We start from the raw sequence: 13,929 nt of genomic DNA, 5'->3' as shown, positions 1-13,929 counted from the left end.
CGCGGCGGCGAATAATCGCCGCATGGAACTCAACGGAAAGGTCGCCTTGGTCACGGGCGGCAGCCGCGGAATCGGACGCGCGATCGCAATCGCGCTCGCCGAAGCCGGCGCCTCCGTGGCGATCAATTACAAGGAAAACCGCAAGGCCGCCGACGAGACGATGGCGGCGCTGAGAGAGCGCGGCGCACCCGCCTTAGCCGTGCGCGCCGACGTTTCGTCGGCGGACGACGTCGCTTCGATGGCGAGCGCGGTTGAAGGCGGGCTCGGCCCGGTCGCGATCCTCGTCAACAACGCCGGCGTCGCGCGGCCGCGCAAGGTCGGCGAGGTCGCAATCGCCGACTTCGACGAAGCGATCCGAGTCAATCTGCGCTCGGCGTTCCTGGTGACTGCCGCGGTGCTGCCAGCGATGCGGCGAGCGGGATGGGGCCGGCTTATCTTCATCTCCTCGACCGCGGCGAATGTGGGCGGTGTTGTCGGGCCGCATTACGCCGCGTCCAAGGCCGGAATGATCGGCTTGATGCACGCCTACGCCTCGCAGTTGGTCAAGGAAGGAATCACCGCCAACGTCATCTCGCCGGCGCTGATAGCGACCGACATGGTGCACTCCGATTTGCGCGTGAAGCCGGAGCTGATCCCGGCGGGACGCTTCGGCCGCCCCGAGGAGATCGCGCAGGTCGCGCTGATGCTCGTGCGCAACGGCTACGTCACGGGGCAGGCAATCAACGTCAATGGCGGACTCTACCCGACCTCGTAGAACGAGCGGCGCGCGGATCGTGCGAGGCGCCACATTTTCCCGGGTGCCGAAGAAGGCGTAGCGTAAAGGTTGCGGAACGGGGCAGCCTGGGAGGAGATATGGGCGTCGCGATGCTGCATACCGATCTCAGCCGGCGCGTCGTGGTCGACACCGATAGCGCGCCGTGGGTGCCGAGCCCGGAGCCGGGCGTGTGGCGGCGGATGCTGGAGCGGGCGGGCGCGGAGTCAGGCCGCGCGACCTCGATCGTGCGCTACGAGCCGGGCGCGCGCTTTCACTTTCATCGCCATCCCATGGGCGAGGAGTTCTACGTCCTCGACGGCGTTTTCAGCGACGAGCACGGCGACTATCGCGCGGGGTGCTACGTGCTCAATCCGCCGGACTCCGGCCATGCGCCGCATACGCGCGACGGATGCGTCCTGTTCGTCAAGCTCTGCCAGTACGCGGGCGCGGGCCGCACGCGAATGGTGGTGGAAACTGCGCGAATGGAATGGCAGCCGAGCGGGACCGCGGGCATCTGGATGAAAAAGATCTACGCTGACCGAGACCACCCCGAGCGCATCGCGCTGCTTAAGTTGCAAAAGGGCGCGCGCTACCGTCCGCATCAGCATCCGGGCGGCGAAGAGATTTTGGTGCTCGACGGCGTGCTCGCGGACGAAGCGGGGCGCTATCCGCGTGGGACCTGGGTCCGTAATCCGCCCGGCAGCGCGCATGAGCCATACTCGCCCGAGGGCTGTGTGATGCTGCTCAAGGCACGCGGCGTCCGTTGAGCGGCGCCGGCGGCGGTGAAAATCGGGAGCGCGACAGCGCAGGAAGGGAAGCACGAGAATGCGTATCAAGGGCGTTTCGCTTGAGGAGGCCGTGCCCGAGGTGCGGCGGCTTTACGAAAAAAGCGCCGAACAGCTAGGACGAGTTTCGGTTCCACTCACCGCCTTTGCGCATCGTCCGGAGATTGCCGAGAGGTACAGCGCGCTGGCTGGGGCGCTGGCGCGCTCGACCGTGGTCGAGCCGCGGTTGAAGACGCTCGCCTGCGTGCGCACCGCGCAGATTGCCGGCTGTCCCTTTTGAGTGGACATCAACTCTGCCGTGGGCAGAGAACAGGGAATCACCGACGCACAGCTCGCCGAACTGGTGGAGTTCGAGCGCAGCTCGGCCTTCGACGCGCGCGAAAAGGCGCTTCTGCGCTACGCCGAAGGGATGACCCGTACGCCGGCCGAGGTGTCGGACGCCATCTTTGAAGACTTAAAGCGACACTTTAATATCGAGCAGATCGTCGAGTTGACCGTGATGATCGCCTTCGAGAACCTCCGCGCGCGCTTTAACCGCGCGCTGCGCGTCGAAAGCGACGGCTTCTGCGAGCTGCCCGCGGACCATCCGGTGCGTAAGGCGGTGCCGCCGTTCGGCGCGTCCTAGGCGGCGGCGCGCGCGCGCGGGCTGCTCAGGTCGTGCGCTTGAGCACGAAGTCGCCGATCTGATCGATCGCTTCCTGACCCTCGGGCAGGATTGGCGCGAACCACTGCCAGACGTGCGGCATCTCGTCCCAGATCTGGAGGACGACCTCGACGCCTGCGGCCTCGGCACGCTCGGCGACGCGGGTCGAGTCATCGAGCAGGGTTTCAGCGTTACCCACTTGGACGAGCAGCGGCGGCAGCCCCGTGAAATCGGCATAGAGCGGGGCGGCGAGTGGATCGTGCAGGTCGCCCTGTTCGCCAACGTAGAGCTTGGCGAGCGCGACGATCATTTCACGCGAGACGACAGGGTCCGCGGCGGCCTTGGTCCGCATCGAGGCGCCGGTGCCCTCGAGGTCGATCCACGGCGAGATGCATACCGCCGCCGCAGGCGTTGGCAGCCCTAGATCACGCAGCGCGACCAGCGTGGCGAGCGTCAGGCCGCCGCCTGCGGAATCGCCGGCGATGGCGATCCTGCCCGGTTTGATCCCTTGCGCGAGCAGCCAGCGGTAGGCCGCGGTCGCGTCGTTGACCGCCGCCGGAAACGGGTTCTCCGGCGCGAGCCGATAGTCGAGGGCGAGACAGCGCGCCATCGCGGCCTTGGAAAGGCGCGCGACCAGCTCGCGATGGGTTTCGATCGAGCCCATCACATAACCGCCGCCGTGCAGGTAGAGAATGGTGCGGTCGACTGCCGCGTCCGGCGCCGCGATCCACTGGGCGCGGACGCCATTGATGCTGAGGTCCTCGCAGGTTACCTTTCCTGCGCTGGGAAAGCCGCTGAACGTTTTGGCGAGCGCGGCGCGCAGCTCCTGCGGACCCTTGGCCTGGGCCGCGTTCCGCGCCAGCATCTTATATTGTTCGATCACCTTCTGAAGCTCTGCACTCGCCATCGACGAACCCTCCTGTGCGCTGGGGAACCTGCGCGCAGCCGTCATGTTCCGCCGCGGATTGCGGACGGCAGCCTATTTCATGCGCGCGCCCGCAGCATGCGTCGAAGCCGCCGGCGCATAAGCGCCCGACCTCAGCGCCGCGCCTGGTTGATCTGCCCGGGCGCCATGAGAGCAGGATCGTCGGCCGCCCCGCGCGACCCTGCCTTGACGGCGCTGGGCGCGCTCCACAGCAGGCGGCGATCCTCGCCATAGATTTCGAAGGTCGAGTTGCCGTTGGGCAACTGCACAAGGTTGGCGCGGGCGGTGCCGTTCTTGTCAACGAGATGGATGCTGGCCGAGTCGTCCAGCGGCACGTTGAGTCCTATACGCGCACGGCCCTCGGTGTCGTACAGGCCCACGGCCGGCTCGCCGTCAGCCAGCACGCCCATCGCCAGTCGCCGTTTGCCCGAGGGGCTGAAGAAGCTCAGCCGCGCCAGGTCGTCGGGGGTGACAGTGACCACCGCGCGCTGGCGTCCGGCGGGATCGACGACCTGGAGCTCGTGAACGATTACGCGGTTGGCGTTGATGGTTTTGCTCTGGCGATCCGCGGCGAGCACGCTGCGGGGGACGAACAGCTGGTTCCACAGCATCGCTCCGAAGAAACCTCCGCCAATCGCCACCGCCAATGTGATCCAACGTTCACGGCTCTTCATCGACAGTCTCTCCCTTGCGCCCTGAGGGCGCCGTTTTTCGAGTATGAAGCGTTTGTGCCGGGTTGTTGGCGGCAATCCCCGCTGCCGTCGAGAGGTCCGGTCCGGCATCGTAGCAGGCGGGTTTGGTCATTGCGAAGGCGCCGCCGCCGGCTCCATCGATTTCGGCACCAGGGTTCCGGAGTCCGTGTTGGCGAGCTTGAGCTGCGCGGCGGTCAGGCCGCGTGCCTTGCTCAGATCGGCTCGGCTGAGGTCGGCGCCCTTTAGATTGGCGCCCGTCAGATCCACGCCATCAAAGCGGGCGCCGGTCAGGATCGCGCCCTGGAGATTGGCGTTGGTCAGGTTGGCCCCGAGCAGGACGGCGCCGAGCAGGTTGGCCTGGGTCATGTTGGTCGCCTTGAGGATCGCGTGCTGAAGATTGGCACTCATCAGGGTGGTCTGCCTGAACGAGGCACGCGCAAGGTCGGCGTTGGCGAGGTTGGCCTTACCGAGATAGGCGCGGTCGAAATTCGCGTACCAGGCGGTCGCCTCCTGCAACTGCGCGTTGGCGAGGTTGGCGCCGCGGAAATTGGTGCCGACCAGCTTGGCGCCCTGAAGCTGAGCGCCGCTGCAATCAGCCCTTGCAAACCACATCTGGCTGAGATCTTTGCCCTGCCAATGCGCGTCACGGCATAGCGCGCGCGGCGGAATCGCGGCACCAAACCCCTGCACGAGCTGCGTCGGGAATATCGCTGACGCCGTTAACCTCGGCTCGCGCCGCGGCATTCCGAGAGCGAGGTCATCTGTTAAGTTTGCAGCGACGAGGTTCCCGCCGGGGGTTGACAGGACTGGCTGGCGATCGAACTTCGCCGCGAACGCAACCGTTAAACTATGCCGGCTCGCCGGAGCCGACTTATTGTCCGCCAACAGGAGGACGATCGCGGCAACGGCGGCCGCTGCAACGAGTGCGGGCGCCAGTGCCGTCGCGTAGCTTCTCGCATGCGCACTGATCCTACAAAGCGGGGCAACGTCAGGTTTCTCCCTGGGAGCAAATCGCGAATTGCTGCCGATGCTGAAGAAAGAGCTAGTCAGGTGTGGTCGGCACATGTCGGTCGCTGCGGACGGGCGCATAACGCTCATACGCAGCGCTACGGTAGCATAAAACCCACCGCGCTACTGAAACGTTCCCCAAAAGGGGAAACTGCGGCCGAAAAAGGAACCACCGGCCCTGCTTTGGCAGGGCCGGTGGCAACTGACAGGTTTGCCTCGCCCGCAGCCTGATGCCGCGGAGCGAACCACGTGATTAGCGGCCGAGGCGCTCCAAAGCTTCCATCGAGCAGAAGTCGCCGAAGAGGCGTGCGTTGTCGATGTCGGCATGGTAGCCGCCCGGCACTTCCATCGCGTAGTAGAAGCGCGACATCCGGTTGCTCTGGAGATCGTGCGCATGGACGTGCGTCCAGCTCCAGAAGTGCTCCGGCACACCGCTCTTCCACGCCATCCCGGGCTTACGCTGGTAGTAGTCGAAGCCACCTTCCCACTGCTTCCACATCTTGCCCTGACGGTCGTAGCTGATCATGGTCAGCGGGCACAGCGTGGCGCCATGGTACCAGATGCGCTTCTTGCTGATGGGCGCGCGCGGATAGGAAACCGGCTCCATCTCGACCACGTACGCCTCGGGCACCAACTCCATGCGGGTCCGCCAGTACTTCACGCCGCTCTTGCCGCCGCAGGTCTTGTGGATCCAGTTGGGCTGGTCGAGGTCGGCGCAATGATGCGCGCAGGTAAGCACCGGGCCCTTGCCGACCAGCTTGAAGTTACCCCAGGTCAGCAGCGGGTCGCCCGCCATCCAGTACTCGGTGACGAAGAATGTGTTGCCCGGGAATTGAGGCTCGAAGCGCTGGTCAACCGGGAAGGAGCGCACGCGCTTGGTCGTCGGCGAGTAGATGTAATAGCCGGGCAGTTTGTGCTGGTCGTACGCCCAAACCTGCAGAATGCCGGTGCCGGCAACGTCGCCGGGGGCGGTCACCGTGCCGCCCAGGATGCGGATCTGATTCTCGTGGCCTGGCATGTACGGATGCGGATCGAGAGTCAGACGGCCAACGGTCTGCCACTCGACATAGTAGGAGCCGTACTGATACTCGATGTTGCCGTCGGCGTCGGTGTCCCAGTCGAGCACCGGGTGCGCCTGGGTGTCGTGCTTGCCCCAGCTAAGGGTGTTAGCCCACAGCACTTCCTGGGCCGACTTCGGCTCGGGGAAGGGGTTGCCGCCGATCCAGGGTTTGCCGTCGAGCGTGTAAACGTTGCCGTCGGGGAAGATCTTGTGCTTGCCCTTATTGGCCAACGTCGCCTGCAGGAAGGGCATCGGCGTAAGCTTGGTGACATCGGTCTCGGTAGGCGCGAGGTCAACCAGGCGGCCGTCGTGCTTTATCTGCCAGTAGGCGGCGGGATCGAGCAGGTCCTTGACGATGTCAACGTTTTCGGCGCTGAGCACGTCGCCCGGTTTGAGCTTGCCCTTGGTGTAGGCCTCGATCGACAGCAGTTCGGCGGGATAGGCCTTTTCGAGGCTGCCGTGATTGCCGACCACCTGCATCAACGGCGCCAGCACGCCCGCAGCCATAACGCCTTTGCTGACCTGTTCGAGGAAGTGGCGCCGCGTCCATCCCTCGGGGTACTTGATTAGATGCATGCCTCGTCGCTCCTTATTGGGGGGATCCGCCCAATCGTTGCTCGCCTAATATCTGGCATCAGCCCTGCTTAGTTGCAAGAGCCGGCGGGGGAGGCGGGCTGAGCCCCGCCTCCCGGCCGTTCCAACGTTACGTGCGCTACATCTTGTACACGGCGCGCAGATATACCGCGTCAATCCAACTGAACGAACCCAGCTTGGAACCCACGTGCTTGGTGGTGTCCACCACCGTGCCTTCGTCGAAGTTCCAGTAGATGTCGTACTCCTGGGACGAAGTTGGCTTGTAGGTGACCGCCGGCTGCAGGAACCAGTTGCCGCCCACGTTGGTGTCACAGATCGCCGTCATCGCGAGCGACCAGATGTTGGCCGGCAGCGGCTGCGTGGCCGAGAGCACCACGGTGTTGATACTATGGTGCCCGGCGCTGGGCATGTAAACGAAGCTCACCGGTGCGTGACGGCTTTCGTAGTTGTACTCGCCAAGCAGATAGACGGAGGGGAAGTGCTGCGTCCAGCGCCAGTACTTCTCCATGTCGAGCGTCATGTTGAGGTCGCCGATTTTGGTCGGTTTGCCGGTGATAAGCACCGTTCTGCTCCCGGTGAAGGATGCATGCGGCGTGTACGCGACCGAGTAGTGAAAAATGTCGCCGGCGAGGAGCCCGCCGCCCGGGAAGTCGAGACTGGCCGGCATCGTGTACGAGATCGAGCCGCCGTAGATGAACTCGCGTGAGAAACGCCGCTGGAGCATGAAATCACGCGGCGTGGGATCGCCCGGGAACAGGAATGGAATGCCGGTCTGGGGATCGGCCGGGAACGGGTTGGCGACCGGCGCCAGCGAGAACCAGCCCACGTGGTCGGGCGTGCTGTAGAAGTTGGCGCTGAGGTCAAACCCGTAGGCCGTGGTGGTCACGACGGCGCCATAGACGATCTTGTTGCGCGCGCGCCGAAGGTTGCCGTAGTCGCCGATCTTTTCAAAGGCCGGCACGTCGTTCATTTGCGAGCCCAGGCCGATGAAGTAGTCGGGTTGGAAGTCCGGGCTGATAAATCCGGTCAGCAGCGAGTTGCTCAGATTGCCGTCGAGCATGTCCGGGAGCTGGTACGACAGCTTGGCCGTCCACTCGCCGATCCGCATGTCGGAGTATTCGAGCGACGCTATTTCGAAGCTGTTGAACTTGGTGAAGTCGAGCGAATCGACCTGGTCGAGCGTTTGCACACCCAGCTCCTCGCCGTACACCACCTGCTGCTTGCCCAGGCGCAGCGCCCATGGGCCCTTGCGCAGGTCGATATACGCCTCGGCGGCGTCGGCTTCGTATTCGTGCTCGCTGATGCGCGCCGACCAACCGTCGCCGGGATAGTGCGCGACGCCTGGGGTGGAGTAGGTCCCCTGACCGACTTCGTAGACCCGCGGGCCGTTGATGAACTGCGCAAGATCCGCCCAGTAGCGGCCGTGGATGTAAACATCGGCGTTATCCACAAACAGAGCCTGGGCCGTATCGTTGTTGAGGCGATAGGTGATTAGCGGGTCGGCCCGCAGCACGCCGGCCTGGATGACGTCGCCGTTGGTCGAGAGTGCCTGGCCGCTGCCTGGAATGTTGTTATTGTTATTGTTGCGGTTGTCCTCTCCCGCGGTATGGAATCCCCAGTCGGTCTCGAGAGAGGTTTGTACCTTGAGATGGCCGCCCGGCACGTCAGTGTCAATCTGCGCCTGGGCCCGGGTACCGACGCACAGCGCCAACCCCGCCGCCATAGCCAATGCAGTTCGTAGCTTGAATCTGTCTGGCTTCCTCATTAATCGGCTCCTCCTCTTTACGCTCCCCTGTTCGCCCCGGACCTCGGTATCGAGCAACCCCCGCACAAGGAACCGAGGGCGGTTTTACCCCTTCGCCGTGCAGCCGCCCCCCAGCCTGCACGGATAGAGGGGATGAATCAATGGCTCATGAGCTTCACCCTGCCCAGGAATTTGGGCTTTATGAACACCGCCTCGATCGGCAGCACGATCATCGCCAGTATGCAGTTGAATGCCATCACCAGCGCCAGCATCAGTCCCATGTCGGCGAGGAAGCGCAGGTCGGAGAGAAAATACCACGGCAGCACGCCGACGATCATAGTGAAGGCCACGAAGAAGGTCGCTTCGCCAGTGGTCAGGATCGCGCGGATCACCGCGCCCTGCACGTCGCCGTCGTTCACCCGCTGATACTCGTCGCACATCCGGCTGACCAGGTAGATGCCGTAGTCGATACCCACGCCCAGCCCGACCGCTACCACCGGCAGCGTATTGACGTCGAGTCCCAGGCCGCGCAGATACATCACCGCGTCGGTCGAGAACTGCGCAAAGGCCAGCGGCACCAGTAGCATCAGCGCGGCCACTGCCGAGTAGTAAGTCATCACGCACATCAGGAAGATGGTGGCGAGCAGGTAAACCAGGATGCGCCAGTTGTACTCGGTCACCACCTGGTCCATCGCGTACTGAAGCGCAACCGAACCCGCGGCCAGCCGAATGCGGAAGACCTTGGAAGGCTCGCGCTGGATCGAGGCGAGCGCCTTATGCACCGCCTCCATCGCTCTCTCGACCGTCGAGCTGCGCAGGTCCTTGTACCACAGGATAACGTCGCCGCTCTTCATGTCGGCCTTGGCCAGCTGCGCGACGTCCTCCAGGCTGTGCCCGGTGAGCGTCCAGAAGAGGTCGGTGGCCACGTCGCGCTCTTTGAGATCGACCGGCAACCACCCTGGATTGCCGCCGCGCAGCAGACGGTTGGTCTGCGGCAGATAGTCGGCGATGGAAAGGGTTGCCTGCGCGCCCCGCATCGCCTCGATATTGCGCTGGAACTGCTGCATCGCGATGAAGCTTTCGGGGTACTTCAGCGCGTGCGGGACCTTGCCCTCCCACACGACGTTGAGCGTCACCGTGCCGGCCAGGTTCTTGTTGATCTGCCCCTCGGCAATATTGAACTCATTGTTGGGCCACAACAGCGGGCTGCCGGTGGCGACGTTGCCCACCTGGCGCTGCGAGGACAGGTACAGCACCCCAACTCCAGCTATCAGCAGGACGACCAGCGTCCCCACCCGCCAGCCCGGCGCCACCAGCTTGGCCACCGCGGCTTGGATTGGCTCGATGGTGTGCGTACTGACCGAATGCACTTCGTGCGTGATGAACACACTCACGTCCTTAGGCGGCGGCAGCACTGCCAGCAGGCAGGGAGTGAGCATTACTACTCCCGGGATTAGCAGCAGCGACCAGGTGCCGCACAGCACACCAAGCTTCTGAATGATCGGAATCGGCGCCAGGCAAATCATGTAAAGGCCGGCGACGTCACACATGATACCGAGGCAGGCAGGCGCGAACATCGAGGACAGCGCTTTGCCCGCGGCGTCGACCTTGTCGTGGACCTCGTAGAGGATCTCGTAATAGCGCCGCGTCATCTGGAGCGAATGGCTGAGCGCGCGCGCCATCAGCAGCACCGGCACGACCAGGGTCAGCGGCTCGAGGTTGAGCCCCATCCAGCCGCCCGCACCGACGCCCCAGATGGTCGAGAGCAAGCAGGCGATAAGCGGAGTCGCGGCGCCGGCGAAGCTGCGCATGTAATCGATATGCGCGACCGTGATGAGCGCAAAGGAAAGCAAGAAGATCCACGCCGCCTGGGTGCCGTAATGATAGACCCAGCCGATCAGCATCACCCGGCCCGCCGGGTAGTACTCGATGTTGGGCGCGGCCTCCTTGGCCAGCATCTCGTGTACGCGGTTAAAGATGAGGTTGTAGTCGATGCCTTTCTCGTGAAAGCCGGCGGTTATCAGGGTGGCCTTCTCGTCGGGCGACACCAGGATGCCCATCACCCCCTGCGCCACGCGCGCCTTATTGCGCACGTCGAGCGCGCCCGCCTCGGTTTTGGGCGGCAGGTCGGGCATCACTGGGAACGACTCGGCGCCCTCGGGCGTCGCGCGCGTTACGCGTACCTTGCTCGAGGCGATCGAGGTGATGGTGACGTGGTCGATATTGGGGATGAGGTCGATCTCGCGGGTCAGGCGCCAGATGCGGGCCAGGGTGTCCGGTGTATAGATGGTGCCGTCCTTGACCTTGGCCAGAATCTGGACGTTGAGCGGGGCCGAGAACTGAGCGTACTGCTTGAAGGTGTCGATGATCGAGCTGTTTTTGGGCAGGAGGTCGGAAAAGTAAGTCCGAAACTCCATCCGCGTGCTGCCGTAGGCGAAGAACGCGGTCAACAGAGCACACAGGATGATGTAGCCCCAACGGTGACGGATCAAAAAATGCGCGGTGCGCTCTCCAGCGGACGCCATGTTACTTAATCTCCCCCTGCCAGACGGCCGCAGGGCCAGCGAGCAACAGCGCATCGGCGTCCACCTGCGTCGCCGACGCGATCCAGTCCAGCCGTATCCCCGGGATCTCGAGGGGCTGCCATGACCATTGCTCCCCCTGACGGCTACCAACCATCAGAAAGCCGCTGCTGGTTCCAACGAGGCGGCCGTCGGAGGTGCAGGTTGCGCCGAAGAGGTCGGGCTTGCCCGGCACCGTCGTCATCTTCCAGTCGCCGTCGCCCTGTTTGACCGCAAAGACGCCCTGCTGGCCTACCGCCTCGACCGCGCCCGCACAGTTGGTCACCGCGAAGAGCGCGGGTGAGACCGGTCCGGTCTCGCTGGCGCCGATGGCGCTGGCGGCTTCCGAGGCCGCGCTGGGCGTAGGCGTGGCCTTAGCGTGCTCGCCGCCGAGCTGGCTGAGGTCGCGCACGTCGGTGGCCGCGCCGCCCTTGATCGTCACCACGGTCTCGTTTTCGCCCACCGCCATCGCCGTGGTGTCATTCACGAAGAGTACGCCGTACAGATGCGGGGTGGCCGCGCCGCTCCACGGCGCGTTTATCTGATGCCAGTCCTTGGAGCCGGCCGGGCGATCGAGGATCGCGCCGAACGAGCCAACCGCGATAAACTCGCCCTTGGGGCTGGCCGCTACCGCGAACAGCCGCTCGGTGGTGCCGACGTCGTGACGGGTCCAGGTGTCATAGTGCCCGCTCACCTCATACAGCGCGCCCTGCTGGCCAACCGCGACCCCATCGCCGTCGGGAGCAAAGGCGATTCCGAGCATCGCCATCCCGCCTGTGTCCGAAGCCGTTTTCCATTGCGCCTGCGCACTCTTTTTGACGATGATCCCGAAGCTGCCCGCGGCCCAGATTTCCTGACCACGGGTCGCGATATGGAACACCATGTCGTGGGGCGTGCCGAGCCATGACGGCACGATCTTGAGGACTGCCGCAGCGGCCGCATTCGACAGCCAGAACGCCGGCACGAGCAGCGCCAGCGCTGCTGCTGGAAACTTAACTCGCATTCTTTCTTCCTCGGTTGCGGCCCCGAATACCCCCGCTCGGGGTCCGCATCAATCCGCGTGCCTATATCAGAGCGCGTTCGCCCGGGTCAATCGCCAGCGCACCAGGTCCCCCAACCAGGTCCCCCAATATGTCAAGCGCCAGCGCGCCCAAGTCCCCCAATATCGCAAGCTCTTGGCATCCGCGCACCCTTCTGGTAGCGCGGGAACGCGCCGCGCAAGCAATATACTGCCATAGCGCCGGATGCAAGCGTCGTTGCACCATGACGAACGGGCGGTGAAATTTGGCGCGCGGCGCAGCCTTTTCGCGGCCTACTTGCGCGCTGCCGCGCGCTTCTGATACGTCGCGCATCCATACCATCATCACCCGCGGGCCTTTCGGGGGAGAGGGCCGCCAGCAAAGGCGAGAGAATGAGGAACATCTGCAACCGACACCCCCGGACCGCGTCGGGCCGGGTACTCCGCTTCCGTGTATCCGTCTTGTGCGCCACGGCGCTCGCAATCGGCCTACTCGGGTCGGTCTCTGCCAGCGCCGGCGGGTTCACCCTGACCGGACGCATCGATCCCGCCCGCCAGTACCACAGCGCCACGCTGCTGCCCAACGGCAAGGTGCTCGTCGCCGGCGGCTATGGCAGCGGCGGCGTCGGATGGCTGATCGATTCGCAGCTTTACGATCCGGGCAAGGGCGAGTTCGAAACCACCGGCCGGCTCGCCACGCGGCGTGACGCGCACACGGCCACGCTGCTGCCCAACGGCAAGGTGCTCGTCGCCGGCGGCGAGGAGGTCAACGAATCCGGCTTCTCGGTCCTACTGAGCACCGCCGAGCTTTACGATCCCGCGCGCGGGGTGTTCGCGCCGACGGGCTCGATGGTGACCGGGCGCGAGCTGCACACGGCCACGCTGCTGCGCGACGGCAAAGTGCTGGTGGTCGGCGGTGAGGACGCCAAAGGCTTGGCGCTGGCCAGTGCCGAAACCTACGATCCCGCGATCGGCGCCTTCATCGCGACCGGCAGCCTCAACGTCGGGCGCTACGGCCATAGCGCGACGCTGCTGCCCGACGGGCGCGTGTTGATCGCGGGTGGCGAGCGCATCGACGACGACGGCTTCGATATCGCGCTGAGCAGCGCGGAAATCTACGATCCTACGACCGGCCGCTTTCATCCGACCGGCAACATGAGGGTCGCCCGCAAGCATGACACCGCGACCCTGCTCAACAACGGCGAGGTGTTGATCGCGGGCGGCGAGGACAATAACGGCCATGCGCTCCAGAGCGCCGAGCTCTACGATCCCTCAACCGGGCGCTTCCGTCTGACGGGTCAGATGCTCAGTCCGCACGACAGCCACGCCGCTGCGCTGCTCAGCGATGGGCGAGTACTGATTGCGGGCGGCTTCGGCGGCGCGGTCGGGGTCACCAGGGAGGCTGAGCTGTACAACCCGGCCAGCGGCGGCTTCGAGTCCACCGGCAGCATGCACGAGGCGCGCGAGTACTTTACAGCCACGCGGATGTCAGACGGTCGGGTGCTGATCGTCGGCGGCTTCGGTTTCAACGCCGCCACCGGCTTCGACGTCGTCGGCCCATGCGAAATCTATTCGCCGTAAAGCAATCCGGAATACGGTGCCGCGTTACGGTTTGGGGGTGGCGGCGGGAGAAGCTGCTTGGCGCGCGCGGCGCCATTCGTGCTTCGCCGCTTCGTCGCGCTCGGCCGCCTCGGTCATCCGGCGCGCCGCCCGCTTGCCCAGCGCCTGCGTATGCCACTGGGGCTTGGCGATCTCGACCCACTGCCCGTGGCGCAGCGCGTACGTGAAGAGCAGGTATTTGATCTTGCCGGTGGCGATTCCCTTGGTGATCTCGCCCCGGTCGGGGACGTACTCAGCGCCGCCGACCTTGGCGTGTATGACATACTCGCCGCCGGTGCCGCGGCTCGGCATGTACTCGAAGCGCGAATCGAAATCGACGTAGGGTTTGCCGTCGGAGTGCTTTTCGTCCTCGGCGCCGAGGTAGAAGGCGAGTTGGTCGGAGAGCTTGTCGTTGAGCGCCTGGTATTGGGCGGGCGTCAGCGTCTGCGCGGCGAGGGTGCGAGGCGTCCCGAAGGCTGCGGCACGCATCGGCGCCGCGAGCGTCATCAGTCCGATCAGCGCCATGCCGAGGGCCGACGCGACCAA

Annotated in this window: 13 protein-coding genes; 5 read left to right on the top strand and 8 right to left on the bottom strand. The window is 64.9% G+C overall.

The genetic code is table 11. The features are described from left to right. The first annotated feature begins 22 nt into the window (after positions 1–22). The 4 genes from VFB33_16210 (at position 23) to VFB33_16195 (ending at position 2,164) form a co-directional block, all read left to right on the top strand. On the top strand, positions 23–754 hold the full coding sequence (locus VFB33_16210; protein HZO83240.1) for an SDR family NAD(P)-dependent oxidoreductase: 732 nt from the start codon (positions 23–25) through the stop codon (positions 752–754). A gap of 98 nt (positions 755–852) precedes the next feature. Then, the gene (locus VFB33_16205; protein HZO83239.1) at positions 853–1,521 is read left to right on the top strand and encodes a cupin domain-containing protein; all 669 of its coding nucleotides are present in this window, start codon (positions 853–855) and stop codon (positions 1,519–1,521) included. Positions 1,522–1,579: 58 nt separating this feature from the next. Then, positions 1,580–1,819, top strand: coding sequence for a hypothetical protein (locus VFB33_16200; protein HZO83238.1), 240 nt, complete (start codon positions 1,580–1,582; stop codon positions 1,817–1,819). Positions 1,820–1,837: 18 nt separating this feature from the next. Beyond that, on the top strand, positions 1,838–2,164 hold the full coding sequence (locus VFB33_16195) for a hypothetical protein (protein ID HZO83237.1): 327 nt from the start codon (positions 1,838–1,840) through the stop codon (positions 2,162–2,164). Positions 2,165–2,189: 25 nt separating this feature from the next. Here VFB33_16195 and VFB33_16190 read toward each other — a convergent pair whose 3' ends face one another. From VFB33_16190 to VFB33_16160, 7 genes are all read right to left on the bottom strand, one after another. Beyond that, the gene (locus VFB33_16190; protein ID HZO83236.1) at positions 2,190–3,089 is read right to left on the bottom strand and encodes an alpha/beta hydrolase; all 900 of its coding nucleotides are present in this window, start codon (positions 3,087–3,089) and stop codon (positions 2,190–2,192) included. Positions 3,090–3,220: 131 nt separating this feature from the next. Next, the gene (locus VFB33_16185; protein HZO83235.1) at positions 3,221–3,781 is read right to left on the bottom strand and encodes a hypothetical protein; all 561 of its coding nucleotides are present in this window, start codon (positions 3,779–3,781) and stop codon (positions 3,221–3,223) included. A gap of 126 nt (positions 3,782–3,907) precedes the next feature. Further along, entirely contained in the window at positions 3,908–4,543 is a 636-nt protein-coding gene (locus tag VFB33_16180) for a pentapeptide repeat-containing protein (protein HZO83234.1), read from the bottom strand. Positions 4,544–5,060: 517 nt separating this feature from the next. Beyond that, complete coding sequence (locus tag VFB33_16175; GenBank protein ID HZO83233.1) at positions 5,061–6,443, bottom strand: DUF1329 domain-containing protein; 1,383 nt, start codon at positions 6,441–6,443, stop codon at positions 5,061–5,063. Between the two features lie 136 nt (positions 6,444–6,579). Next, positions 6,580–8,226 (bottom strand): DUF1302 family protein, encoded by a 1,647-nt coding sequence (locus VFB33_16170; protein HZO83232.1) that lies wholly within the window; start codon positions 8,224–8,226, stop codon positions 6,580–6,582. Positions 8,227–8,363: 137 nt separating this feature from the next. Next, the gene (locus tag VFB33_16165; GenBank protein ID HZO83231.1) at positions 8,364–10,730 is read right to left on the bottom strand and encodes an MMPL family transporter; all 2,367 of its coding nucleotides are present in this window, start codon (positions 10,728–10,730) and stop codon (positions 8,364–8,366) included. A gap of 1 nt (position 10,731) precedes the next feature. Beyond that, on the bottom strand, positions 10,732–11,769 hold the full coding sequence (locus tag VFB33_16160) for a hypothetical protein (GenBank protein HZO83230.1): 1,038 nt from the start codon (positions 11,767–11,769) through the stop codon (positions 10,732–10,734). Positions 11,770–12,246: 477 nt separating this feature from the next. Here VFB33_16160 and VFB33_16155 point away from each other — a divergent pair, with 477 nt between their 5' ends. Beyond that, positions 12,247–13,365, top strand: a complete 1,119-nt coding sequence (locus VFB33_16155) for a kelch repeat-containing protein (GenBank protein HZO83229.1) — start codon at positions 12,247–12,249, stop codon at positions 13,363–13,365. A 24-nt stretch (positions 13,366–13,389) separates the two neighbouring features. On the opposite strand, the gene VFB33_16150 is transcribed toward VFB33_16155, so the two are convergent. Next, on the bottom strand, positions 13,390–13,908 hold the full coding sequence (locus VFB33_16150) for a hypothetical protein (protein ID HZO83228.1): 519 nt from the start codon (positions 13,906–13,908) through the stop codon (positions 13,390–13,392). Positions 13,909–13,929: the final 21 nt, after the last annotated feature.

The sequence above is a fragment of the Candidatus Binataceae bacterium genome (assembly GCA_035650475.1).
Classification (GTDB): Bacteria; Desulfobacterota; Binatia; order Binatales; family Binataceae; genus JAKAVN01.
This window is presented reverse-complemented; position numbering and strand designations above follow the sequence as displayed.